Source organism: Rhodococcus sp. IEGM 1307, from assembly GCF_030056915.1.
Taxonomy (GTDB): domain Bacteria; phylum Actinomycetota; class Actinomycetes; order Mycobacteriales; family Mycobacteriaceae; genus Rhodococcus_F; species Rhodococcus_F opacus_D.
On record NZ_JASHKW010000026.1, the window covers coordinates 16,738 to 40,423 of the forward strand.

The window sequence follows — 23,686 nt, forward strand, 5'->3', positions numbered from 1 at the left end:
CCCTGGGCAGGCGGGGTGATGCGGTCGACGCTAGGAAGAATTCGCAGGTCCGGGACCGGCGATTCGGCTGTGCCGGACAGCGAGCGCCATCACGCGACCGCTGTTCGGCTATCACGAAAAGCGCTGACCGCCCCGGACCCCGTCCGCCACGCTCGTGACATCGACCACAACCGGTGCAGCAGGCCCGGACGTCGGAAACCAGGAGAAGCCATGAGTGACGCTCGTTTCGACATCGCGCACCTCGCCCGTGCCGAACTGTTCAGCCCCAAGCCGCAGGAGACGCTGGACTTCTTCACGAAGTTCCTCGGGATGTACGTGACCCACAGGGAAGGGCAGTCGGTGTACCTTCGCGGATACGAGGACCCGTATCAGTGGAGCCTGAAGATCACCGAAGCACCCGAGGCCGGGATGGGCCACGCCGCGATGCGGACGAGTTCTCCCGAAGCGCTCGAGCGACGGGCCAAGTCACTGACAGACGGCAACGTCGACGGCACGTGGAGCGAAGACCAGTTCGGGTACGGCAAGACCTTCGAGTACCAGTCACCCGACGGACACAATCTGCAGCTGTTGTGGGAAGCCGAGAAGTACGTCGCTCCCCCGGAACTGCGGAGCAAGATCCTCACCCGGCCGTCCAAGAAGCCGCTGCAGGGTATCCCCGTCAAGCGCATCGACCACCTCAACCTGATGTCGTCCGACGTGACCGCGGTGAAGGACTCCTTCGAACGGCACCTCGGATTCCGGACCACCGAGCGGGTCGTCGACGGCAACGTCGAGATCGGGGCGTGGATGAGCTCGAACGTGCTCGGTCACGAGGTCGCCTGCATGCGCGACATGACCGGCGGGCACGGCAAGCTGCACCACCTCGCGTTCTTCTACGGCACCGGGCAGCACAACATCGACGCCGTGGAGATGTTCCGCGACTACGACATTCAGATCGAAGCCGGCCCCGACAAGCACGGCATCACGCAGAGCCAGTTCCTGTACGTCTTCGAACCGGGCGGCAACCGCATCGAGCTGTTCGGCGAGGCCGGCTACCTGCACTTGGACCCGGACGCCGAGACCAAGACCTGGCAGATGTCCGACATCGACACCGGACTGGCCGTCGGAGGCGCCAAGCTGCCGTGGGAGTCGTATTTCACCTACGGCACCCCGAGCCCGCTGTCCCTGGACCAGCACATCGAAAAGTACGCCCACTTCGGGCCCGGTGCCCCCGATCCCGACGCCCTCGCGGCGGAACTCTCCGTCCCCGACGAGTTGGAGCACTCCCGCGCTGTCGCCGACGCGTCGCTCTGACACACCCTCGGTGAGCGCCAGGGTGGTCGCGGCCTCGTGCCGTGACCACCCTGGCGTCGCGTCGTCTTCGCGATCGAAGACCCACCGGTGTCAGTTCACTCTGCAGCCCTCGGCGATCGGGGTGTCGTTCAACCGGTCGACGATGTAGGACACGGCGCCGTTGGTGTCGTAGCCGTCGATGAGTTCGGGGCCGAAGTGGTTGGGGATGGTGGTGCCCGGTGCGATGGGCGGTAGGTCGTTGGTGCGGAAGGTGACCTGTGCGCCTCGGTCGCACCAGTCGGTGGCGAGTTGGCGGGCCTGCTCGTAGGGCACGGTGTCGTCGTTGCGACCGCTGGTGACGAGCACCGGGCTGCTCGGGGTGAGGGTGCCGAGGCGCTGCGCGTCGAAGACGGGGGCGGCTTCGGGGATGTCGCGTAGGTTGTCGAGCAAGGATTTGTGGTCGTTCGTGTACGTGCTGGTGCGCAGGAACGGCTGGTTGGTGATGACGTCACCGATGCACTCGGTGCTCACCGTGTTCAGCATTGCCTGGCCCTCGGGAGTGATGCGTTCGTGCAGTGGTTTCTGCAACTCGGGATGGCGTGCGACGAAGCGTTGATCGCGAACCCGATGGCACCGCCGATGAGGTTGCCGTCGATCTGGGCGAGCACGGTGAGGAGGTCGGCCGGCGGTCCGCCCGCCCAGGTGCCCTTGACGTTCAGTTCCGGGGCGTAGGAGGACTGGAGCTCCGCGGCGGCCGCGGCGGCTCCACCGCCCTGGGAGTATCCCCACAGGGCCAGTGGCGTCGTCGGATCGCTGCCGCCGAGTGCGTTCGCGGCGCGCGCGGCGTCGAGAACGGCGTGGGCTTCTTCGAGCCGGTTGACGTAGGTGTGGACTCCGGGGGGTGCCGAGGCCGATGTAGTCGGTGACGAAGACGCGCGCTCCCATCGCGCTCCACACGTTGGCCGACAGCGCTTCCTGGTTGGCGGACAACGAGAACGGGGCCGTGGTCACGTTCAGCCCTGTGGAGAACGCGTGCGACGGGGCGCACTGATCACCCTGCCCGACCGTGCCGGGCGCGATGATCACGGTCGGCCGCGTGCCGCTGCCATTCCAGGGCCGGGTGGCGTCGATGAAGGTCCCGGTGACCGCTGTCGGGGAACCGTCCTGCAGCCGCGACGTGTACATCACCCGCTGCCCGGCGCCCGGCCAGGTGCCGTCCGTTCCGGGCACCGAGGCGAACAACGGCATCGGTTCGGTGCGGATGATCGATCCCGGAGCCGACGCGAATTCGGCTGGCAGAGTGTAGAAGTCGTCGCCGGGGGCGGCGTGTGCCGGATGAGCGCCGGCAGTGAGCGCGACCGCGGCGGCTATACAGCTGACGACGGCGAGGACGGCGACCCGGACAGCGTGCGGTGTGTGCGAGCGGCGAAGACGAGAAGGGGTGGTGCGCATGGTCAGATCACCGTTCCGACGTCGCGGGCGACCAGGTGGTCCAGGGCGCGTTCGGCGACCGCGGCGATGGTCATCGACGGGTTGCAGGCCGCGGTGTTGCCGGGCATCAGGGCACCGTCGAGCACATACAGACCGCGCTGGCCGAGCACCCGGCCCTCGAGATCGCAGACCGAGCCCATCGACGCCCCGCCGAGCGGATGCCAGGTGGAAGGGAAGATCGAATTGGTGTCCGTGAGTATGGATCCCGGCCCGGCGATCTTCCGCACCATCGGGTCGATGCGGCCGTTCTGGATGACGGCGTCGCCTTCCCTCGGCCAGCGCAGTACCGCGTCGTCGGTGGCCGAGTCGTACACGAAACTCCCACGGCCTTCGCTGACGCCGTATCCGACGAGCATGGTGCTGCGTGCGTCGAGGGACAGTGGTGGCATCGACGCCTGGATGACCGTGACGGCGGTGGCGGGGTCGTCCCAGTTCAAGCTGCCGTAGACGACCGGGCCGCCCTGCGGAGCGCCGAATCCTTCTTCGAGGCTCGTCCAGACGTAGATTCGGTCGGCGTTGGTTCCCCAACCGGTTCCGAGTTCGTCCGGCAGATCCGGGATGCGGCCCGTCGACGCGGCACGCACCAGCAGCTTCGTGGTGCCCACGCTTCCGGCGGCCATCACGAGGGCATTCGTGGTGAGGATCTTGTTCTCGAGTACGTTGCCGGACGTATCGATCCGGTCGACGTGCACCGTCCAACGGCCGTCCGGGGCGCGTTCGACATCGGTGACCTGGTGCAGGGTTTCCACCCTCACCCGGCCGGTCGCTTCCGCGGCAGCGATGTAGGTGACGTCGACCGAGTGCTTGCCGCCGTTGTTGACCCCGAGGGCGCCGTCGCCGTTGGTGTACGAAGGTTTCATGCGGCCGCGGAGTTCGTCGAGCGCGAAGTTCCAGTCGATCGGCATCGGGATCTTCGACACGGGCAGTCCCGCTCGCTGCACGTTCTGTGCGAACACCCTCGCGGCCTGGTAATTCGGGCTGTCGATCAACTCGTCGGGGGCGACGGCGAGCCGCAACATCCGCGCGACCCGCGGGTAGTGAACCCGGTCCATCGTGGCCCAGTCGAGCGCTTCGGGCAGGTGCGTGTTGAAGACGGCCTCGGCCGGTTGCAACGTCATCCCCTGGTAGACGAGGGAACCACCGCCGACGCCGGCGGCGCACAGTGCGGTCATGTTGTCGCCGGGCACCGCCTCGAGCAGACCGGTGTACGGCTCCAGCGCCACCGGCTCACCGAACAGTTGCGGACTGGACCGGTACCAGAGGATGCGCTTGTCCGGGGCGGTCGCACGGGGAAAGGTGTCTGCGTCCGGCCCTGTGGGCCAGCGTATTCCACGCTCGAGCACCAGAACGGGCACGCCGGCCTCCGCGAGCCGGAGCGCCGCGACGCCGCCGCCGAACCCCGACCCGACGACGATGACCCGGTGATCTTCGCGGGTGAGCGGCACGGTAGTCCGGCGGCCTCCGGTCACGGCCTGCGCGATGCGCGGACTCGCCAACGCGACGCCCGCGGCAGCGGCCCCGGCCAGAATGGAGCGGCGATTGAGTGCAGACACAGATTTCCCCCAGATCACAGACGGACTCACTCGGCGAGATGTCGAAAGATCAGCGTGGAGCATTTCTCTAAGGCGAGCTCAAACTAGACACTCTGAGCGAGATGTGTCAAGAAGTAACTGTGACTGCCGTTACGAGCTGGACGGCATCGCCGGCGACAGCCAGCGGGTGAGAAACCGGCGAAGGTCGTCGTCGGTGTGAACGGCGTCGTCGTCGAAGAGGACGACCGACAGCGCCAGCCGAAGTGCGATCTCGACGATATCGTCCAGGCTCGACTTCACGCCGGGATCGCGCTCGACGAGGGGCTCGAGCAGTTCGCGCGCTACGGGTTTCGCGCGGGACATCATGCCCGTGTCGAAAACAGGGTTTCCCCGTTCCGCCTGCAGCAGGGTAGCCAGCACCGGATGCGCGCGCACCGCGGCCCGGCCCGCGACGATGAGTTCGACGACGTACTCGCACGTTGTGTCGGTCGCTTTCGAGCGGGAGTGGATCCCGCCCAGCACCTCGACGGCGAGACCGGCGATCGCCTGCGACACCAGTTCTTCGCGCGACCCGAAGTTGGAGTACACGGTCTGCCGCGTGACGCCCGCACCCTGCGCCGCCGCCGCGATGGTGACCCCCTCGAAACCGTCACTCGCGATCAAGTCGAGCGTGGCGTCCAAGATCTTCCTCCGCGACCGCATGCGACCATTATCGATCACGATCCCGAAGGGCCCGCACCCTCGCTATTCGCGTTGCGGATAGGCCCGTTTCAGTTGCGTCTCGTCGGCTCGCCCGCAGCCGAATTCGCCGATGACTTGCCAGAGTTGTTCCGCGAATCGAGTTGGGCACATCCCGAAGTTGACGAGGGTCTCCTCCTCCGGGGGTCCGCCGAATGGCGCCCAGGTTCGGGCGAAGTCGAGGATGTCGTCGACCTCTTTGCCCGGTCTCGGCTGTCGGGCGCGGTGTCGTTCGGCTTCTCGTCGTCGATCGCGCCACCGGCGGTAGCGCCGGACGTCCACCTCGAACTGATCGGATTGCTGTGAAGGCACGTCTAGGTGGCCTTGCCGCGCGGGATGGGACTGGTGCTCACTTCTCCGGGCGGGACCGAGGGTTCGGCGTCCACGTCGGTGGTGCCCAGCCGGGCATAGAGATCGGGGTGGCGTCGCGCGAGCCGCGTACCGAGCGCCAGCCCGATCGCCAGGCTTACCGGTGTCACGGCGACGAGGACCGTGTTCACGGCGGGTCCTGCGGCAGTGAGCAAGTCCATCTTGGCCACGATCAACCACGTCGCGTAGGTCAACATGGCGAGGGCGGCTGCGGGGGCTACCCGCACCCTCCACACCGAATGCCCGCGGCGATCCCGCCAGAAGAATGCGAGAACGGCGGCGGCGGCCATGGCCTGGAGTACGACGATGCCGACGACGCCGGGCGAATTCACCCACAGCAGGAGCTGAAGGTAGGGGTCGGCGCCGGCGAGCGCGAACCCGACGATCACGACCATCGCAAGCAGACTCTGCACGGCGCTCGCCACGTACGGCGACTTGTAGACCGGGTGCAGTGTGCCGAGGACCCGCGGCAGTACGTGCTCGCGCGACAGCGCGAAGGCGTAGCGGGTGATCGCGTTGTGGAACGCGAGCAGGCTGGCGAGGATGCTCGTGATGATCAGCAGTTCCATGAGCGTGCTCGCCCAGCCGCCGACGTAGTTCTCGATGGCGTCGAAGTACATTGCGGCGGGATCGGAGGCTGCGAGCGCGAGCGCCTGATCCGGGCCGTAGGCCTGGATGATGATCCACACCATGAAGGCGTAGAAGAGGCCGAGGAATGCGACCGCGAGGTAGGTCGCCCGGGGGATCGTCCGGGAGGGGTTTTTCGCTTCCTCCCGATACAGGGCGGTCGCTTCGAACCCGATGAACGCGGCGAACGCCAGGGTCAGCACCCCACCCAGGCCGGGGCTGAAGACGTGGGCGGGAGCGAACGACTCGACACCGAGCCCCTCGGCGCCGCCCCGGAGAAGGACGGCGGCCGCGAGCAGGACGAGGATCCCCGTCTCAGCGGAGAGCAGCAGGATCAGGAACCGGGCGCCGACATGGACCGATCGCGACCCCAGGAACCAGACGAGCCCGACGCCGATCAGCGACCACAGTCCCCACGGAAGATTCAGTCCGACCAGATCCGCCATGGTGGACTGGGTGAAATACCCGAGGGCGCCGAAGATCCCGATCTCGAGGGCGTTGTAGGAGACGAGGGCGAGTACCGCGGCCGCGAGGCCCCAGCGGGGGCCGAGTCCGATCGAGATGTACGAGTAGAACGCTCCCGCGTTGTGGATGTACTTGCTCATCGCGGTGAAGCCGATCGCGAACACGCCCAGCGCGAGTCCGGCCAGGATGTACCCGCCGGGCGCCCCGATGCCCGCGACGTTCAGGGCCAGGGGAGCCACCCCCGCCATCACCAGCAGCGGCGCGGCGGCCGCCACGACGAAGAACACGATGCCGGAGGTGCCGAGGGCGCCGCCTTCCAGCTGCGTGCCGGAGGCGGGTCCGGGTGCGGATTTCTTCATGAGGGACGTCTCCAGTCAGGGCAAGGGCGCGGCGGCGGGGAAACCCGGGGGCGCGGATACGCGACGAGGTTCTAATCGAATGTGTTTCGATTAGACTAGAACGTTGTGACCGGCGCCACAAGGGCATAATCGAATGAATTTCGATTGGAGAGGTGGGTGCACCGATGGGCAGACCTCGCGTCGCACGCCTGGACCGCGAACGCATCGCGGAGGCGGCGCTCGAACTGGTCGATCGTGACGGCGACTTCAAGATGCCGGATCTGGCCCGGCACCTGAATGTGCAGGTGTCGTCGATCTATCACCATGCCAAAGGCCGCGCGGCCGTCGTCGAACTGGTTCGCCACCGCGTCGTCCGGGAAATCGACGGATCGGCCTTCGAGCGCCTGCCCTGGGACGAGGCCTTCTCCGAATGGGCCCGGTCCTATCGGGCAGCGTTCAGCAGGCACCCCACCGCCATCCGCCTCCTGGCCACCGAGACGGTGCGCGATCCCGGCTCGCTCTCGGTGTACCACTCGGCGGCGGCCGGACTGCGCGACGCCGGCTTCCCGGACGACCACATCATGGCCGTCATCACCGCCGCGGAGAATTTTCTCCTCGGGGCCGCCCTGGACGCGGCCGCGCCGGAGGTCATGATCGAAGCGGATTCGACGACGACCGACGACGCCCTGACGCGGGCGCTTGCCGCCGCACCCCGCGGCCCGGCGAGGGCCGAGCAGGCGTTCGAACTCGGCCTGGCGGCCCTGCTGGCGGGCTTTCGCAACCTCCTGCAGGAATGCGGCGCGGTGCAGCGGTAGCGCCGAACCTCAGTGAACCTGCGTGCCGCCCAACCAGGTTCGGGTCACGGCAAGGTCACTGAGCGCCTGCGTGGACGACAGGTCGTAGGGGTCGACCGGCAGCTGGATCATGTCGGCCCGCATTCCTGGCCGGAGGCAGCCCCACAGGTTCTCCTCGAATCCCTGATAGGCGACGCCGGCCGAATACGCGGCGAGGGCTCGTTCGAGGCCGACGCGTTCGCGCGGCAGCCATCCTTCCGTCGGTACGCCGGACGGGGTCTGGCGGTGAATCGCGGTGGCAATTCCCTTGATCGGCTCGTAGGCGGTGATGGGCCAGTCACTGCCGAAGGCCACCCGTGCACCTCGTTCGGTGAGGGTTCCGATGCGATACTGCTGCGCGCTTCGTTCGGCCCCGATCCGCGGAATCGTCAATTCCGTCATCAGGGCGTCGAGTTGGGCCCACAGCGGCTGGAAGTTGGCGATCGCCCCGAGGGACGTGAACCGGTCGAGGTCGTCACCGTCGACCAACTGCAGATGTGCGATCGTGGCGCGCCGATCACGCGGACCGTTGCTGCGGTCCACGTGCTCGATCGCATCGAGCGCCATGCGCACCCCGGCGTCGCCGATGGCATGGATGTGGATCTGGAACCCGAGCCGGTCCACTTCGGCCGCAGCCCGAGACAGTTCGTCCGTCGTCCAGTTGCTGATGCCGTGGGAGTGCGGACAGTCCGTGTAGGGCGCCAGAAGCGCCGCCGTACCGGCCTCGATCACCCCGTCGGCGAAGAACTTGACCGTTCCCGCCCGAACCGCGTCGCCGCCGCGTTCCTCGACCTTCCGCCGCGCCAGGACGAAGGCCTCCCGGTCGGCCTCCCAGCTCTCCGGGGTAGCACGAAACGCGAGGTTGGCACGGGTCGACAGCCTCCCGCGGTCCGCGGCGGTCAGCCAGACCTCGACGTCGTCGAGTTCGGTCCACGCATCCTGCACCCACGTGATGCCCGCGGCGGCAAGCATCTTCGACACTGTCGCCAGCGCATCGACCCGGTCGTCGAGGGTCACCTCCGGCACCAGTGCGAGAACCGGATTGATCGCACCCCATTCACGCAGAGTGCCGAGCAGCTCACCGTCGGCGGTTCGCACGATCTCTCCGCCTGCCGGGTCCGGGGTGTCCCGAGTCAGTCCGGCACACCGCAGCGCCGCACTGTTGACCCACGCGGTGTGATGGTCCATCGTGCGCAGGACCACCGGCCGGTCCGGCACCACACTGTCGAGCCACCGGGCCTCGAAGCGCCCGCTCTCGGCGAGCGTCGGCGAAACCCCGTCCCCGAATACGCAACCGGCTCCGGGATTCTCGTCCGCCCACCGGCGCACCTCGCGCAGGACCTCGTCGACGGTTCCGCAGTCGCGGATCGAGGCACCGCGCAGACCGAGCCCGCCCATCAGCGGGTGGACGTGCCCGTCGCCGAACGACGGCAACAACGCGCCCCCGCGCAGGTCGATCAGTTCGGTGCGGCTCGACTGCAGGGCACGAGCCCGCTCCCCCAGCGCGACCACGCGGCCGCCGGCCACGGCAAGCGCGTCGGTGACCGGCCGGTCGGGATCACCGGTGCGCACCGTGCCTCCAACGACGAGCAGTTCGGCGTCCACGGCACCTCCTCAAATTAATCGAATATGATTCGATTAAGCTAGGTCGTGCTCGGGCCTGCGTCAAGAGTTGCCCGGTCGCGGGGCGGAAATGGAGAGTTCAGCCGCCCTCTTGCGAATCGTAGACCGGTCGTATACAACTGGTGTACGGCCTTTTCGTGATCGGCTTCACAGTCGGATGAGGCAAGAAAAAAAGCGGGCTCGGCAGCTGTTGGAGCAGCCACCGAGCCCCGGCAGCACCATCTGCGCGACCGTTCGAGTCGCCTACTTGGAGGTAGGCGCAAGGACGTGCAGCTCGTCACGTAGCGACGATTCGACCTAGGAGTCGACTATGGCAACCGCCAACAACAAATCTATCAATCGCAGACCCCACACCAGCCTGCCCGTCATTGCAGGTTCGAGCCTCGCCGGTACCGCAGTCGAGTGGTACGACTTCTTCCTGTACGGAACAGCGGCGGCGCTGGTGTTCAACAAGCTGTTCTTCCCCACCGAGGATCCCCTGGTGGGAACCATGCTCGCGTTCGCCACCTACGCGGTCGGCTTCGTGGCGCGTCCCCTCGGTGCCGCGGTGCTCGGGCACTACGGGGACGTCAAAGGCCGGCGGGCCACCCTGATCGCCAGCCTGATGCTGATGGGAGTGTCGACCTTCCTCATCGCCTTCCTGCCCACGTACGCGTCCATCGGCGTCGCCGCACCGTTGATCCTGGTGCTTCTGCGGCTGGTGCAGGGCTTCGCCCTCGGTGGCGAATGGGGTGGCGCAGTCCTGCTGGTCTCCGAACACGGCGATTCGAAGAGACGGGCGTTCTGGTCCGCCTGGCCGAATCTCGGTCCGCCGCTGGGCAACCTGCTGGCTGCCGGGGTGCTCGCCGTCCTCGGTTCCACGCTGTCGGAGGACGCGTTCCTGTCCTGGGGTTGGCGGATCGCCTTCGGGCTGTCGGCCCTGCTGGTGATCATCGGTCTGGTGCTGCGGCTGTACGTCGCGGAGACCCCGCTGTTCGAGCAGTCCCGGGAAACCGCGACCGCCGAGAAGAAGGGCATGCCGCTCGCCGCGGCCGTCCGGGGACACTGGCGCCAGATCCTCCTCGCGGCCTTCACCCGCTTCGGCGAGAACGCCGGCTTCTACATCTTCTCGCTGTTCGTCATCACCTACATCACCCAGATCCTCGAACTCGAGCGCAGCACCGGGTTGAACGCCGTCATGATCGGCATGGTCGTCGCCCTGGTGACGATCCCGGTGTTCGCCGTGCTCGCCGACCGGATCGGCCGGCGACCGATCTACATCGCCGCGTCCGCCGCCACCATCGTGTGGGCGTTCGTGTTCTTCGCGCTGCTGGACACGAAGAATCCGGCGGCGATCACCCTCGCGGTGGCGGTGGGGTTGCTGATCTTCGCGGCCTACAGCGCAGTGATCGGCGCGTTCTTCTCCGAACTGTTTCCCACCGAGGTCCGGTACTCCGGGGTGTCGCTGGCCTACAACCTCGCGTCCGTCCTGGCCGGCTCGCTGGCCCCGATCATCGCGATCGCGCTCTACACCCGGTTCGGCACCGGATACGCCATCGGTGCCTATCTCGCAGCCATGGGAGTCATCTCCCTGATCGCCTCACTTCTCGCGCGGGAAACGCAGTCCGTGGATCTCGCGGCCGTGGGCGACGAGGCCATCTCCCGGACACCGGAAACACCGGCGTCCGTCCACAACTGACTCTCCTCGAAGGGGCAAGCCATGACGACATCGAAGACCACCGGGGCAACGGCACCGGAGCTGGCCTACGAGTGGCTGAAGAACACCATCATCACCCTGCCCCGCGACGAGGAGATGTTTCTGTCCGAGGCGCAGGTCGCCGCGTCCTCCGGAATTTCCCGAACCCCCGTGCGCGAGGCGCTGTTACGTCTCGAGGCCGAAGGTTTCATCCGGCGAGTGCCCCACAAGGGCGCCTTCATCCCGGCGTTGTCCGACAGCGACGTCGAAGCCATCATGCAGGCCCGCCGGGTGGTCGAGGAATGGTCGGTCACCGAAGTGGCGCCCCAGCCGGGCCTGGTGCCGGACCGGCTCCGCATTCTCCTGGACCTCCAGGAGAACGACACCGACCCGGTCGACTTCATCGCGCACGACCTCGAATTCCACACGGCCATCATCCGTGCGGCCGGCAACCCACTGATGAACAACTTCTACAGCTCACTGCGGGACCGTCAGATGCGGATGGGTATCCGCATCGTGATGGCCGACGAAACCCGTAAGAAGCAGGTTCTCGTCGAGCACCGCGCCATCGCCGACGCGATCGCGGCAGGTGATCCGCAGGCCGCGGTACAGGCGGTGCGGGAACACCTCGACACCACCCTGCAGTCAATGAAACGGCCGAACATCTAACGGCACGAAGGAAACCCATGAAGATAGCCCTGACTCAACTGGCCAGCCCCGATTCCGAGACCCCCGCGCATCGACTCGAGCGCGTACGCAACCTCCTGACCGGACTCGACGAGCGAGTCGACCTGATCGTTCTGCCCGAGCTGTGGCGCGTCGGATACAACCATTTCGACGACTACTCGACAGCCGCGGAAACCCTCGGCGGCGGTACCGTCCAGGTTCTGGCGGCCGTCGCCGTCGAACGGCAGTGCTACATCCACGCCGGCAGCATCGTCGAACAGGGCGAAGAGGGCAGGCTACGCAACACCGCGGTCCTGATCGGCCCGGACGGACAGATCCACCACCACTACAGCAAAGTTCACGTGTTCGGTTACGACTCCCTCGAAGCGCAGCTCCTGCAGCCGGGGACGCAGATCCACACCACCGACACCCCGTTCGGCCCGATCGCGGCCACCACCTGCTACGACCTGCGGTTCCCCGAATTGTGGACCGAATTGGTCGCCGCCGGAGCGCAACTCGTCATCGTTCCCGCGGCATGGCCGAAGGCCCGCAAGGAGCATTGGCGGCTGCTGACCTCGGCCCGCGCCGTCGACAACCAGGTCTTCGTGATCGCTTGCAACGCCACCGGCACCCACAATTCCGTCGAACTCGGCGGCCACAGCCGGATCGTCGACCCGTGGGGAAGGGTGATCGCCGAGGCGGATTCGTCCGAGGGCATCACCATCGCCGAGATCGACCCCACCGTGGTCGACCGCACCCGCGCCGAGTTCCCGGTCCTGAGGGACCGGCTCGACGACTACAGCTTCCTCAACCGCAGAAAGGTCCTTTCATGACCGGCGCCACCACGGAGGTGCTCACCTTCGAAACCCTCGATTCCTCCGAGATCCTGCAATTCGGCGACGGCCGAACCCTGGTCGCCGGGTACACCGGCCGCGACGAAGCAGCGGTGCAACATCACATCGACGAACTCGCCGCCATCGGAGTCGCACCGCCGGCACAGGTGCCGATGTTCTACCCCGTCGAGATCGCGACGATCACGACCGCGACGCAGGCCCCCGTCACCGGCGCGCACACCTCCGGCGAGGTCGAGCCGGTGATCCTGAGGCACCGCGGGCGGTACTACCTCGGTGTCGGCTCCGATCACACCGACCGCCAACTCGAGACCGTCGACATCGGTGATTCGAAGCGGGCGTGCCCGAAGCCGGTAGGCCCGGCCGTCGTCGAGATCGCGGACTGGGCGTCGTTCGACTGGGACGCGTGCCGGGCCCGATCGTGGGTCGACGGGGTCCTGTATCAGGACGGCGCCCTGGCCAACCTTCGCACACCGCACAACCTTCTGCAGATCTTCGCCGACCGGATCGGCGACACCGGCGAAGACCTGCTCTGCTTCGCAGGCACCCTGCCGCTGCTCGACGGCAAGTTCACCCCCGGTCACCGGTGGGACCTCGAACTCACCCTGCCCGACGGCCGAACCCTGACCCACTCCTACACCACCGAAGGACACTGACATGCGCACCGGAGCCGACTACCTGGCCTCCCTGAACGACGGGCGCGTAGTGCTCATCGACGGGGAGAAGATCGACGACGTCACCACCCATCCGGCTTTCGCGCCCGTGACCCGGACGATTGCCGAGATGTTCGATCTGGCCGCGGACGAGGCCAACGGCATGCAGTACGTCGCCCCCGAAACCGGGAACGCGGCCAACCGGGTGTTCTCGATCCCCCGGTCGCGGGAGGAGCTCGCGCAGCGGCGGGAGGCGATCGAGCGGTGGGCGAAGCACACGCACGGCTGGATCGGCCGTAGTCCCGACCATGTGGGGACGTTCCTTGCCGCGTTCGCGGCGCATCCCGAGGTGTTCGCGGCCGAGGGTGGGCACGACTTCGGGGCGAACGTGTCCGAGTTGTACCGGCGGCTGCTCGACGAGAACCTCTACGTCTCGTACGCGATCATCCCGCCGCAGGTCTCACGCGCGACGACGGCGTCGGGCTGGGAGGGCGAGTACCTGCAGGCCGGCGTGGTCGAGGAGACCACGGAGGGTCTGGTCATCCGTGGTTCGCAGATGCTCGCGACCGGCGGAGCGATCGCCGACGAAATCTTCGTCTCGTGTATCAAGCCGCTCGGCCCGGACGACAAGGACTTCGCCGTCGGGTTCGTGGTCCCGACCAATGCCCCCGGCCTCAAGCAGTACGTCCGCCGCCCGTACATCCCGGCCGCGACGAGCTCGTTCGACTACCCACTGACCTGCCGCTACGACGAGCCCGACTCGCTCCTCGTCTTCGACGACGTCCTCGTGCCGTGGGATCGAGTGTTCGTCGACCGCGACACCACCGGCGTCCGCCGACAGTTCTTCGAGACAGGCGCCCACGTTCTCGGCAACTGGCAGGCGCAGATCCGCTTTGCGACGAAGCTCGAATTCATTGCCGGCGTTGCGCGTCGGGTCACCCAGGTCAACGGGGTGGACAAGATCCCCAGCGTTCAGGAGAAGCTCGGCGAACTCGCCGCACTCGTCAGCGGCGTCCGTTCCGCGGTGCTGGCCGCCGAGTACACCGCCGAGCCGGATTCGGCCGGGATGTGGTTGCCGGGCAGGCAGGCACTGTACGGGTCGATGGGCCTGCAGTCGGAGATCTACCCGCGGGTGATCGCGATCCTGCGGGACCTCGTCGGCGGCGGTGTGCTGCAACTCCCGTCGAGCGTCAAGGATCTCACCAGTCCGCTGACGTCCCGGGACATCGAGCACTACGTCCAGTCCCCCGGTGTGCCGTCCGAGGAGCGCGTCAAGCTCTTCAAGCTGGCCTGGGACATCATCGGATCCGAATTCGCCGGACGACATCAGCAGTACGAGATGTTCTACGCCGGTGCCCCTTTCGTGGTGAAGGGTGCATACACGTACCGCAACTACGACTACGACAGCGCCGTCGCGGCAGTGCAGCAGTTCACCGACGGCTACAAAGCGGAAAGCGAGTAAACCATCATGGCCAAGCCCGAATTCGAATTCTTCCCGGTCACCGACGTCGAGTGGACGGTATGTCCGGGTGACGATCCGAAGATCACCGAACGCATCCTCGCCAAGGACCCGGAAGGCAACGTCGCCACCCGGATCCTGCGCTACGAACCCGGCGCCGACTCGACACCGATGGGCGTGCAGAAACACGACTTCTGGGAGGAGGTCTACATCCTCGAGGGGTCGTTCACCGACCTGACCCTCGGCGAGACGTTCACCGCGGGAATGTACGCCTGCCGGCCGCCCGGCATGCCGCACGGCCCCTGGAGCACGGACGAGGGCGTCGTCACCTTCGAAGTCCGGTACCACAGTAAGTAGGCCCACGATGACCCTTCCGGCATTCCACGCCCCCACCCCGACGGACATGCGACGAAGCATGGGCCGGTTCACCACCGGCGTCGCCGTCGTCAGCGCCGACGACGGCGACGGCGACGGCAACCCCAGTGCCATGACGATCAGCTCCCTGACCTCGATCAGCCTGGACCCGGCGATCCTGCTCGTCTCACTCACCCACGGCTCCCGCACCACCGAGGCCGTGGAAGCCGCGGGCTCGTTCGCCGTGTCCGTCCTCGGCTCACGCCAGGAAGCCCTCGCCCGCCGCTTCGCCACGCGGGGCGGCGCCCGATTCGACGACCTGCCCTGCGATCGCAGCCGCTCGGGTCTGCCGCTGATCAAAGACGCTCTGGCCCAGCTCGAATGCAGGGTCCACAGCGCCCACGACATCGGCGACCACCGCGTCTTCTACGGCGAAGTCACCGACATGCGCTGCCGGGAGGGCACCGGCCTGGTGTTCTACTCGGGGCGGTTCGGCGACTTCCACGACTTCGGTCACGACGAAGTCCCCTGGTTGTTCTGATCCGGCCGAACCTGCTCGCCGGCGCATCACCGACGGTGCGCCGGCCAGCACGTGTAATTCGGGGTCATCGACGGGACTACCGGGTGGAGCCCCGCACGACGAGTCGTCCGTGGAGGTGCCCCGGGGGGACCGGCCGGTCGGAGTTGTCGAGGCGGTTGACCAGCAGTGTGACGGCTACGCGGGCAAGGTGTTCGGGCTGCAGGTCCACCGAGGTGATGGGGGGAACGGCGGATCGGGTGTGTTCCGAGTCGGAGCCGCCGACGATCTGCACGTCGCCGGGGACGTCGAGTCCTCGTTCCCGGACCCGCGCGAGCACCCCGGCCGCGTGCCGGCCGGTGAGGCAGTACACCGCGTCGGGTGGGTCGCTCCGGTCGAACAGTTCGTCCGCGGCGTCGCGTCCGCCGGCCTCACCGGTGGTCTCGGGCCGGATGGCGACCCGAGCGTCCTGACCGCGCGTCGCTGCCCACGCGCGGTAGGCGGCCTCAGCGCCCAGGTTCCACGAATTGGGATCAGTTCCGGCAACGAGAGCCACTCGCGTCGCCCCCGCGTCCTCGAGGTGCCGCAGCACTCGGCCGGTCATGAGTTCGGTGTCGGTGTCGAGCCAGGCGTCGTACGCAGCCCTCGCCGGATCCTTGCCGACGGACAGGAACGGCACCCCCTCCCCGAGGAGCATCTCGATGAGAGGGTCGTGCGTGACGGGTTCCGTGATCAGGAACCCGTCGCAGGCGAGGGCGGCGGCCGGCGACTCGTCGCGGGTCGGATCGGACACCAGCATGAGCCCGTATCCGAAATCCATCGCGGCCAGAGCCGCCGAACCCGCGAATCGCAGGAAGTAGTCGACGCCCTCGGGGAGAGACGAATCCAGTGTGTCGAGTGGCCGGAGCACGAGGGCGAGCACGCCGAGACGGTTGCTCCGCAGGCTCCTCGCCACCACGTCCGGCCGGTAGCCGAGGGATTTTGCGACCGAGCGGACACGCTCGCGCGTCGCGGTGGCGACGACGCCCTTCCCGCTGAACGTGTGCGACACCGTCGTGGTCGACACCCCCGCGTGCCGAGCCACGTCGGCGATGGTGGGCCTCGATCGCTTCTCCGTCACGCACTCAGGCTACCAACAGCCCGACCTGCACCAAATCGATTTGTAAATTCGCTTTCGCGAGTCTTGTCCAAATCGATTTGGTTCCGTACGGTGACCGGGGTCACGCCAGATCGGCGATTGCGCCCACCAGCCGCACATCCGAGCTCATCTATCCGGAGGACCCCATGGCATCGACAAAAGCAGACCCGCGCGCGGTGACGCCCGGCGAAACACCGCCGGCCGATCGCGCCGGGCAGGTGGAGACACACGGCATCGACTTCATCCCCGACAGCGAACGGCACGGCCGCGCCCGGGACCTGTTCGCGGTGTGGGCGGCGCCCAACGTGAGCTACCTGGCCCTGGTCGTCGGCGGCGCACTGATCCTGATGGGCCTGTCCTTCTGGCAGGCGCTGGCGGTGATCGTGGTCGGCAACCTGTTCTCGATCCTCACCGGGATCGTCGCCGCCAGCGGACCCGCGTCGGGAACGCCCAGCGAGGTGATCACGCGGGCGATCTTCGGCATCCGCGGCAACCGGGTGAACATTCTCGTCACCAGCTGGTTCATCAGCGTCTGCTACCTGGCGCTGAACTGGGCGGCCGCGTCGTACACGGCCTTCCGGCTCGTCGAACGGTTCGGGATCGACGCGACCACCCCCGTCAAGGTCGTCGTCATCCTGGCGATCGCCGCCGTCACGCTGGCCATCGGCGTGTACGGGCACGCCACGATCGTGCGGCTCTACCAGCCGCTGGCCCTGGTGCTGACGTCGATCTTCGTGGTGATGGCCGGGTACGTCCTCGGTAACGCCGACTGGGGCTACCAGCCGGCGGAGGCACTCCACGGCATCGGCCTGTGGGCGACGGTGGCCGCGGGTGTGTCGATCGTGGCGTCGGCTCCGCTGTCCTACACCAACAGCGCGGACTTCGCCCGCTACCTGCCGGCGACCACCTCGCCGGTCTCCGTCGCCGTGTGGACGGCGCTCGGCGCGTTCGTCCCCAGCGTGCTGTTCACCGCGCTCGGCGCACTCGCCGGTACCGGACTCGACATGGCCGACCCGCAGATCGCGCTCGAGGCCATCCTCCCGGCGTGGTTCACGCCGATCTTCCTGCTCGCCGTCATCGTCGGCACGATCGCCAACAACGCGATGACCGCCTACAGCTCCGGACTCGCCCTGCAATCGGTCGGCCTGCGCCTGCGCCGCTCGCGCAGCGTCCTCCTCGACGGCTCGATGGGTGTGGCCATGACGCTGTACGCCCTGCTCGTCTCCAACTTCCTCGACACCGTCAGCAACATGATGCAGCTCGTCGTGACCGTGATGGGTCCCGTCATGGCCGTGTACGTCGCCGACGTCCTGTGGCGACGCAACCGCTACGACGGCCTCGAGCTCGGCAACGAAACCAGCAGCAGCCCCTACTGGTACAGCGGTGGGATCAACTGGGCGGGAACGGTCGCCGTCTTCACCGGCATCGCCGCGGCGGCGCTCTGCGTCGCCGCCCCGGTCTACACCGGTCCGATCGCGAACGCGGTCGGCGGCGTGGACCTGTCGCTGCCGGTCGGGTTGATCGTGTCCGCAGCACTGTACGTCGTGCTGATGCGTTCGTACCGAACCCGCTGATCGACTGTGATCGACCGGCACACAGCACTATTCACACCAGCAACACAACGAGGATCACGATGACCGAGACCAGTACCGACCACTCCCACGTCAGCGTGGACGACACCCGGCCGCGCGAACGCGGCATCGCCCGCGGCACGCAGCTGCGCACCGACCTGTCCGCGTCCGTGGAACTGTATCTGCGCCTGTTCGACACGATCGGCGTAATCGAGTCTCGCACCCGCGACAGCGCGCACCGCCTCGCGGATGTCCTGGCGGCGTGGGGACCCCGGTACCTCGAGGAGATCGAGGGCATCGCTGCCGGCGCCGGGCTCGAGCCCTGGCACGTGATGGCGTTGAACGGCCGGACGGAGATCCTGTCGCAGGCGACCGCGGCCCGTCCCGGCGAGTGCTCCACCATCGCGTACGCACCCGCGGATCGTCCGTCGGCGCCGTTCGGCGTCCAGACCTGGGACTGGCACGAGGAACTGGACCCGTACTGGCACACCCATCAGGTGCGCGGAACCCGCCACAGTTACGTGGGGCTGACCGAGCACGGCATCCTCGGCAAGATCGGGATGAACAGCGCGGGTCTCGGGGTCTTCTTCAACATCCTCGGCCACCGCGACGACGCACCGGCCGGGGTGCCCATGCACGTCCTGTCGGCGGCCGTCCTCGGTGAAGCCGGAACCGTCGACGAAGCCCTCGAGTTGCTGCGCTCGGCACCGATCGCCACCTCGGGCGCACTGACCCTGATCGACCCTGACACCGTCGCGTGTGCCGAGGTCAGCCCCGTCGGCGTCGCGACGCTCCGCCCGAGCGACGGATTCCTGACCCACACCAATCACTTCCTCGACCCGGCCAACGCCGCCCGCGAGAAGACCGGTCTGTACGAGCCGGACTCGCAGGACCGCTACGGTCTGATCGCGTCCCGGCAGCAGCGGTACGCCGAGCCGGCCGTCGCCGATCACCTCGTCGAGTACCTGTACTCCGATCCGGGGCAGCCCCAGCTGTGCTGCGTCCCCGCCCCGGACGCCGTCTTCGGTCAGCGCTGGGCCACCCTCGCGACAGTGCTGCTCGAACCCGAGCACCGCCGTGCCCGCATCCTCGCCGGCACACCGATCGACGCCCGCCGACGGTCGTGGACCACACTCGACGCCACCGGGACCGCCTGCGTCGTCGGCGGGTGACGCGGCGGCCTGTCCCGGGTACGTGAGCGGCAAAGCGTGTGCCCGCACTCTTTCCCACTCACCTGGGGTCAGGACACCAGATTCGCGGAGGCCCAGTCCATGTGCGTCTGAATCGCTGTGGCAGCTTCGTCGGCGTCGCCGGTTTCGATGGCGTCGACGATGGCGCTGTGGCGACCGACGTCCATGTTGCCGACGGCGCGGTCGAGGCCGGCGAACATGATCGACATCCGGATGGATCCTTCGAGTGAGATCCACGAGTGCAGGAGTGTGTCGTTGCCGGTGAGAGAGCACATGGTGCGGTGAAAGTTCAGGTCGGCCTCGATGCGGGCTTCGAGGACGGCGGTGTCCATGACGTCGAGGGCGGCGCGCAGTTCCGCGATGACGGTGGTGCGGTCGGCCAGGCCGGCGAGCTCCCGGACGGCCAGCGCCTCGAGTGCGGCGCGGACGGCGAAGATGTCGCGGATCTCCTTGGAATCGAGATGCCGGACGTACAGCCGGCCCCGCGCGCCTGCGGAGATCAATCCCTCCTGCTGGAGTTGCCGCATCGCCTCGCGGAGCGTGCCGCGGCTGATCTGCAGCATCTCGGACAGTTCGGTCTCCACGAGCGGGCTGCTCGGCGCGAGTTCCCCGCTGGTGATCGCGACCCTCAGGGCGGCGACGGCTTGCTGGCGGAGGCTGGTCTTCTCCAGCCCGAGCAGTGCGGCGGGTTGTCCGGCCATGGGTGCCTCCGTGGGGTCAGCGATCAACTGTCGACAGCGGTCTGTTGACAGCAACCTGTTGACAGCCATCGTACGGCCCGCGCCGCCCGGCCTGCGGCGTGGGCCGTACGCGCTGGTCATGCCAGTTCGCCCAGAACCTTGGCGACGATCCGGTCCGTGCTCAGGCCGTACCGCTCGTGCAGGGTGGGCAGGGCACCGGCGTCGAGGAACTGGTCAGGGAGAGCGATCGGCACGATCCGCTTGCCGAGCCCGGCCGTGACGACGGCGGCGGCCACGGTCTCGAACAGGCCGCCGATCACGGTGTGGTTCTCCAGGGTGACCACGAGGCGGTCGGTGTTCACCTCTGCGAGGACGGTCTCTGCGTCGAACGGTTTGATCGTCGGCGTGTGCACGACCGCGACGTCGACGTTGTGCGCGGCGAGTCGGTCGGCGGCCTGCAGAGCGCGCATCGTCATCAGCCCACTGGTGACGAACACGACGTCGTTGCCGCCGCGGAGCACCTTGGCCTTACCGAGTTCGAACGTGTAGTCGTACTCGTCGAGCACGGTCGCGACCTTCCCCCGCAGCAGCCGCAGGTAGGTGGGACCGTCGGACGCGGCGAGCTGCGGGACGGCCTGTTCGATGTCGATCGAGTCGCACGGGTCGACGATGGTGAGGTTGGGGATGCCCCGGAAGATGGCCATGTCCTCGGTGGCCTGATGGCTGGGCCCGTAGCCGGTGGTCAGTCCGGGGAGGCCACCGATGATGTTGACGTTGAGGTTCGGTTCGGCGATGTCGAGGCACAGGAAGTCGTAGGCGCGGCGCGCGGCAAACACCGAATACGTGGACGCGAACGGCACCAGACCGGTCTCGGCCATCCCGGCGGCGGCTCCGAGCAGGAGCTGTTCGGCCATCCCCATCTGGAAGAACCGGTCGGGGAACTCCTGAGCGAAGATGTGCATGTCGGTGTACTTGGCGAGGTCGGCGGACAGGCCGACGATCTTGTCGTTCTCCCGGGCAGCCTTCACCAGCGCGTGCCCGAACGGCGCGGACGTGGTCTTCTGGCCGTCGTCGACGAACGAGGCGATCATGGCCGAGGTCTTGAGCTTCGGCTTGCTGGCGGTGGTCATGTCAGGCGTCCTTGTGGTCGAAGCCGGTGGTGAGTTGGTCGCGGCAGATCTGCCACTCGTGTTCGTCGATGCGCATGAAGTGCGCCTTCTCCCGGGACTCGAGCAGGGGCACACCCTTCCCGACGCGGGTGTCGCAGAGGATGATCGACGGTTTGCCACCGGATTCGGCGGCGGCGTTGTCGAACGCGCGCACCAGTGCGGTGACGTCGTTGCCGTCGACGCGTTCGACGTGCCACCCGCAGGCCGCCCACTTGTCGTGCACGGGTTCGGTGCTCAGCACCGTCGAGGTCGCACCGTCGGCTTGGAGGGCGTTGATGTCGACCATCGCGGTGAGATTGCCGAGCCGGTGGTGGTGGGCGCCCATCGCCGCCTCCCACGTCGAACCCTCGTCGAGTTCGCCGTCGGAGAGGAAGTTGAAGACGCGGGCGGTGGAGCGCTGGTGACGCAGACCGAGGGCCATCCCGACCGCGATGGTCAGACCGTGGCCGAGGGAGCCGCCGGAGATTTCCATGCCGGGGGTGTACGTGGACATTGCCGACATCGGGAGGCGGGAGTCGTCTGAGCCGTAGGTTTCCAGTTCGCTGCGGTCGATGATTCCGGCCTCGGCGAGTGCGGCGTAGAGGCCGATGGCGTAGTGGCCGGTGGACAGCAGGAACCGGTCCCGGCCCTCCCATGCGGGATCGTCGGCGCGGTAGCGCAGTTGGTCGGCGTAGACGGTGGCGAAGATGTCGGCGGCTCCGAGCGCCTGCCCGACGTATCCCTGGCCCTGTTCCTCACCCATGTCGATGACGTTGTGCCGCATGCGGTAGGCGAACTGTTCGACGGTCGCGATGCGCGACGCGTCACTGGTCGTGTCTTCGACCGCGGTGGTGGCGGTTGTGATGGTCACAGGAGTTCCTTTTCCTTGCGGATCGTGGGCGTGGTGCCGGTGGACGTCGGCGCGTCGGTGCTTTTGGAATCGGTGCGCGCCGCAGCCTCGGCGGCGAGGCGCCGTTCGGTGGGTCCCCAGGTCTCCCTGGTGATCAACGCCGCCCACAGTCCGATCAGGGCGTACGTGCTGAACAGCAGCGCCGGACCCCACCAGCCGAAGGAGACGAACAGCAGCGTGGTGACGAAGGGGGTGAAGCCGGAGACCATCGCCGAGATCTGGTAGGCGAGGGACGCTCCCGAGGCTCGGCGCGAGGCGTCGAACAGTTCGGGGAACCACGCTCCCTGCGCTCCCGCCATCGAGTTCTGGCAGACCGCGTAGGCGATCACGATGGTGGCGATGACCAGGATGAACAGACCGGTGTTGACCAGAAGGAACATCGGGATTCCGAACAGTGCCGCGAAGGCGCAGGACGCGATGTAGAGGGGGCGTCGTCCGATACGGTCAGTGAGGCGGGCCCAGGCGACGGTGGCGAAGACGCCGATTGCGGACGCGATGCACAGGGCGACAAGGGTTTCGGACTTTCCGGCGAGACCCTGGTTGTGCAGGTAGGAGATCATGTAGGTGATCGACACCGCGTAACCGGCCGTCTCGGCGACTCGAAGACCGATACCGCGCAGAATGTTTCGCCAGTCGTACTTGATGGATTCGAGTACCGGGGATTTGACGATGTCGCCCTCGTTCTTGACGTCCTCGAAGACCGGGGACTCGGGCACTTTCGACCTGATGACCAGGCCGACCATCACCAGGACGATGCTGGCGAGGAACGGTACCCGCCAGGCCCAGTCGCCGCCGAGGTGCACGCTGAACAGGAACACCAGATTCGCCAGCAGCAGCCCGACGGGGAAGCCGGCCTGCACGATGCCGGTGAACTTGCCCTTGGACTTCCAGGGGGCGTGCTCGTAGCTCATCAGGATCGCACCGCCCCACTCGGCTCCGAACGCGAGGCCCTGGACGACGCGGACGAGGACCAGCAGCACCGGCGCGATGAGCCCCACCTGTGAATAGGTGGGCAGCAGGCCGATCGCGAAGGTCGCGAGACCCATCGCGATCAGTGATGCCACCAGCACGGGCTTGCGGCCCAGCTTGTCCCCGAGATGTCCGCCGAGCACCCCGCCGAGCGGGCGCGCAGCAAAGCCGACACCCAGCGTCGCGAACGCGGCGAGTGTTCCGGTGACCGGGTCGGCGCCCGGGAAGAAGGCGGTACCGAAGTACAGCGCGGCGGCCGTGCCGAAGCCGATGAAGTCGTACGTCTCGATCACGGCCCCCACCGAGGAGCCGATTGCTACGCGCTTGGCGTCCTTCGTGCCATGGACGGGACCTCGCATCCTGAGTGTTTCGGTACTCATGGGGACTCCTCTTCGGGCTGCCGGTTTCTACGATTGCCGCCGATTTGTTGACTGTCAACAGTGCGGTTCCAACAGTGTGATCCGAGCCACGTCCATATGTCAACCGTTACTCGCCGACGGTTGACTGTTAACAGTCGATCGGCTTACTGTGGTGGCAGTCACCTACCGCGTCGTCGACCTCCCGGCTCTCCACCGCATCGGACGGGACGCGCGATTCCAGCAACACGAGGAGCGATC

General features: G+C 67.3%; 23 protein-coding genes and 1 pseudogene. 13 read left to right on the plus strand and 11 right to left on the minus strand.

Annotation, left to right across the window (positions count from 1 at the left end):
• The first annotated feature begins 210 nt into the window (after nt 1-210).
• Entirely contained in the window at nt 211-1,293 is a 1,083-nt protein-coding gene (locus QM841_RS36255; protein WP_005260745.1) for a VOC family protein, read from the plus strand.
• A gap of 90 nt (nt 1,294-1,383) precedes the next feature.
• On the opposite strand, the pseudogene QM841_RS43250 reads toward QM841_RS36255, so the two are convergent.
• Nucleotides 1,384-2,099 (minus strand): annotated as a pseudogene (locus tag QM841_RS43250) (lipase family protein); the annotation flags it as partial.
• 95 nt (nt 2,100-2,194) lie between these two features.
• Here QM841_RS43250 and QM841_RS43260 point away from each other — a divergent pair.
• Together QM841_RS43260 and QM841_RS43265 are read left to right on the plus strand one after the other, a co-directional pair.
• Nucleotides 2,195-2,323, plus strand: coding sequence for a hypothetical protein (locus QM841_RS43260; protein ID WP_349307448.1), 129 nt, complete (start codon nt 2,195-2,197; stop codon nt 2,321-2,323).
• A gap of 45 nt (nt 2,324-2,368) precedes the next feature.
• The gene (locus QM841_RS43265; RefSeq protein ID WP_349307449.1) at nt 2,369-2,578 is read left to right on the plus strand and encodes a hypothetical protein; all 210 of its coding nucleotides are present in this window, start codon (nt 2,369-2,371) and stop codon (nt 2,576-2,578) included.
• Between the two features lie 148 nt (nt 2,579-2,726).
• On the opposite strand, the gene QM841_RS36265 is transcribed toward QM841_RS43265, so the two are convergent.
• The 4 genes from QM841_RS36265 to QM841_RS36280 form a co-directional block, all read right to left on the minus strand.
• Nucleotides 2,727-4,316, minus strand: coding sequence for a GMC oxidoreductase (locus QM841_RS36265; protein ID WP_283335705.1), 1,590 nt, complete (start codon nt 4,314-4,316; stop codon nt 2,727-2,729).
• Between the two features lie 129 nt (nt 4,317-4,445).
• Nucleotides 4,446-4,997 (minus strand): TetR/AcrR family transcriptional regulator, encoded by a 552-nt coding sequence (locus QM841_RS36270; RefSeq protein ID WP_283335706.1) that lies wholly within the window; start codon nt 4,995-4,997, stop codon nt 4,446-4,448.
• 42 nt (nt 4,998-5,039) lie between these two features.
• Nucleotides 5,040-5,345 carry a hypothetical protein gene (locus QM841_RS36275; RefSeq protein WP_283335707.1) on the minus strand — a complete coding sequence of 102 codons (306 nt, stop codon included), beginning with the start codon at nt 5,343-5,345 and terminating at the stop codon, nt 5,040-5,042.
• A gap of 2 nt (nt 5,346-5,347) precedes the next feature.
• On the minus strand, nt 5,348-6,853 hold the full coding sequence (locus QM841_RS36280) for an APC family permease (protein ID WP_283335708.1): 1,506 nt from the start codon (nt 6,851-6,853) through the stop codon (nt 5,348-5,350).
• 164 nt (nt 6,854-7,017) lie between these two features.
• Here QM841_RS36280 and QM841_RS36285 point away from each other — a divergent pair, with 164 nt between their 5' ends.
• Nucleotides 7,018-7,647, plus strand: a complete 630-nt coding sequence (locus QM841_RS36285; RefSeq protein ID WP_283335709.1) for a TetR/AcrR family transcriptional regulator — start codon at nt 7,018-7,020, stop codon at nt 7,645-7,647.
• Nucleotides 7,648-7,656: 9 nt separating this feature from the next.
• Here the strand turns inward: QM841_RS36285 and QM841_RS36290 are convergent, their stop codons facing one another.
• The gene (locus QM841_RS36290; protein ID WP_283335711.1) at nt 7,657-9,270 is read right to left on the minus strand and encodes an amidohydrolase; all 1,614 of its coding nucleotides are present in this window, start codon (nt 9,268-9,270) and stop codon (nt 7,657-7,659) included.
• Between the two features lie 328 nt (nt 9,271-9,598).
• On the opposite strand from QM841_RS36290, the gene QM841_RS36295 reads away from it, so the two are divergent.
• Genes QM841_RS36295 through QM841_RS36325 form a run of 7 tightly spaced genes read left to right on the plus strand, consistent with a single transcriptional unit; the run spans nt 9,599 to nt 15,487 of the window.
• Nucleotides 9,599-10,966 carry an MFS transporter gene (locus QM841_RS36295; RefSeq protein ID WP_283335713.1) on the plus strand — a complete coding sequence of 456 codons (1,368 nt, stop codon included), beginning with the start codon at nt 9,599-9,601 and terminating at the stop codon, nt 10,964-10,966.
• 21 nt (nt 10,967-10,987) lie between these two features.
• Nucleotides 10,988-11,632 (plus strand): GntR family transcriptional regulator, encoded by a 645-nt coding sequence (locus QM841_RS36300; protein WP_283335714.1) that lies wholly within the window; start codon nt 10,988-10,990, stop codon nt 11,630-11,632.
• 17 nt (nt 11,633-11,649) lie between these two features.
• The gene (locus QM841_RS36305) at nt 11,650-12,462 is read left to right on the plus strand and encodes a carbon-nitrogen family hydrolase (RefSeq protein WP_283335715.1); all 813 of its coding nucleotides are present in this window, start codon (nt 11,650-11,652) and stop codon (nt 12,460-12,462) included.
• Nucleotides 12,459-13,136, plus strand: a complete 678-nt coding sequence (locus tag QM841_RS36310; protein WP_283335716.1) for a DUF2848 domain-containing protein — start codon at nt 12,459-12,461, stop codon at nt 13,134-13,136. Before QM841_RS36305 ends, QM841_RS36310 begins: the two co-directional genes overlap by 4 nt.
• 1 nt (nt 13,137) lies before the next feature.
• Nucleotides 13,138-14,595, plus strand: coding sequence for a pyrrole-2-carboxylate monooxygenase subunit (locus QM841_RS36315; RefSeq protein WP_283335717.1), 1,458 nt, complete (start codon nt 13,138-13,140; stop codon nt 14,593-14,595).
• 6 nt (nt 14,596-14,601) lie between these two features.
• Complete coding sequence (locus tag QM841_RS36320) at nt 14,602-14,949, plus strand: cupin domain-containing protein (RefSeq protein WP_016884597.1); 348 nt, start codon at nt 14,602-14,604, stop codon at nt 14,947-14,949.
• 7 nt (nt 14,950-14,956) lie between these two features.
• The gene (locus QM841_RS36325) at nt 14,957-15,487 is read left to right on the plus strand and encodes a flavin reductase family protein (RefSeq protein ID WP_283335718.1); all 531 of its coding nucleotides are present in this window, start codon (nt 14,957-14,959) and stop codon (nt 15,485-15,487) included.
• Between the two features lie 76 nt (nt 15,488-15,563).
• Here the strand turns inward: QM841_RS36325 and QM841_RS36330 are convergent, their stop codons facing one another.
• On the minus strand, nt 15,564-16,583 hold the full coding sequence (locus QM841_RS36330) for a LacI family DNA-binding transcriptional regulator (protein WP_283335719.1): 1,020 nt from the start codon (nt 16,581-16,583) through the stop codon (nt 15,564-15,566).
• Nucleotides 16,584-16,747: 164 nt separating this feature from the next.
• Here QM841_RS36330 and QM841_RS36335 point away from each other — a divergent pair, with 164 nt between their 5' ends.
• The gene (locus QM841_RS36335) at nt 16,748-18,175 is read left to right on the plus strand and encodes a purine-cytosine permease family protein (RefSeq protein WP_283335720.1); all 1,428 of its coding nucleotides are present in this window, start codon (nt 16,748-16,750) and stop codon (nt 18,173-18,175) included.
• Between the two features lie 59 nt (nt 18,176-18,234).
• Nucleotides 18,235-19,344 (plus strand): C45 family autoproteolytic acyltransferase/hydrolase, encoded by a 1,110-nt coding sequence (locus QM841_RS36340; RefSeq protein WP_283335721.1) that lies wholly within the window; start codon nt 18,235-18,237, stop codon nt 19,342-19,344.
• A 68-nt stretch (nt 19,345-19,412) separates the two neighbouring features.
• Here the strand turns inward: QM841_RS36340 and QM841_RS36345 are convergent, their stop codons facing one another.
• The 4 genes from QM841_RS36345 to QM841_RS36360 form a co-directional block, all read right to left on the minus strand.
• Nucleotides 19,413-20,063 (minus strand): GntR family transcriptional regulator, encoded by a 651-nt coding sequence (locus QM841_RS36345; protein ID WP_283335722.1) that lies wholly within the window; start codon nt 20,061-20,063, stop codon nt 19,413-19,415.
• A 116-nt stretch (nt 20,064-20,179) separates the two neighbouring features.
• Entirely contained in the window at nt 20,180-21,172 is a 993-nt protein-coding gene (locus QM841_RS36350) for a transketolase family protein (RefSeq protein ID WP_283335723.1), read from the minus strand.
• A gap of 1 nt (nt 21,173) precedes the next feature.
• Complete coding sequence (locus QM841_RS36355; RefSeq protein ID WP_283335724.1) at nt 21,174-22,061, minus strand: transketolase; 888 nt, start codon at nt 22,059-22,061, stop codon at nt 21,174-21,176.
• Entirely contained in the window at nt 22,058-23,449 is a 1,392-nt protein-coding gene (locus QM841_RS36360) for an MFS transporter (protein WP_283335725.1), read from the minus strand. Before QM841_RS36360 ends, QM841_RS36355 begins: the two co-directional genes overlap by 4 nt.
• Between the last annotated feature and the right edge of the window lie 237 nt (nt 23,450-23,686).

Coding starts and splice junctions, on each gene's coding strand:
- QM841_RS36255 (WP_005260745.1), top strand. CDS start 211: ATGAGTGACGCTCGTTTCGACATCGCGCACCTCGCCCGTGCCGAACTG.
- QM841_RS36270 (WP_283335706.1), bottom strand. CDS start 4,997: ATGCGGTCGCGGAGGAAGATCTTGGACGCCACGCTCGACTTGATCGCG.
- QM841_RS36280 (WP_283335708.1), bottom strand. CDS start 6,853: ATGAAGAAATCCGCACCCGGACCCGCCTCCGGCACGCAGCTGGAAGGC.
- QM841_RS36285 (WP_283335709.1), top strand. CDS start 7,018: ATGGGCAGACCTCGCGTCGCACGCCTGGACCGCGAACGCATCGCGGAG.
- QM841_RS36295 (WP_283335713.1), top strand. CDS start 9,599: ATGGCAACCGCCAACAACAAATCTATCAATCGCAGACCCCACACCAGC.
- QM841_RS36300 (WP_283335714.1), top strand. CDS start 10,988: ATGACGACATCGAAGACCACCGGGGCAACGGCACCGGAGCTGGCCTAC.
- QM841_RS36305 (WP_283335715.1), top strand. CDS start 11,650: ATGAAGATAGCCCTGACTCAACTGGCCAGCCCCGATTCCGAGACCCCC.
- QM841_RS36310 (WP_283335716.1), top strand. CDS start 12,459: ATGACCGGCGCCACCACGGAGGTGCTCACCTTCGAAACCCTCGATTCC.
- QM841_RS36315 (WP_283335717.1), top strand. CDS start 13,138: ATGCGCACCGGAGCCGACTACCTGGCCTCCCTGAACGACGGGCGCGTA.
- QM841_RS36320 (WP_016884597.1), top strand. CDS start 14,602: ATGGCCAAGCCCGAATTCGAATTCTTCCCGGTCACCGACGTCGAGTGG.
- QM841_RS36325 (WP_283335718.1), top strand. CDS start 14,957: ATGACCCTTCCGGCATTCCACGCCCCCACCCCGACGGACATGCGACGA.
- QM841_RS36335 (WP_283335720.1), top strand. CDS start 16,748: ATGGCATCGACAAAAGCAGACCCGCGCGCGGTGACGCCCGGCGAAACA.
- QM841_RS36340 (WP_283335721.1), top strand. CDS start 18,235: ATGACCGAGACCAGTACCGACCACTCCCACGTCAGCGTGGACGACACC.
- QM841_RS36345 (WP_283335722.1), bottom strand. CDS start 20,063: ATGGCCGGACAACCCGCCGCACTGCTCGGGCTGGAGAAGACCAGCCTC.
- QM841_RS36350 (WP_283335723.1), bottom strand. CDS start 21,172: ATGACCACCGCCAGCAAGCCGAAGCTCAAGACCTCGGCCATGATCGCC.
- QM841_RS36360 (WP_283335725.1), bottom strand. CDS start 23,449: ATGAGTACCGAAACACTCAGGATGCGAGGTCCCGTCCATGGCACGAAG.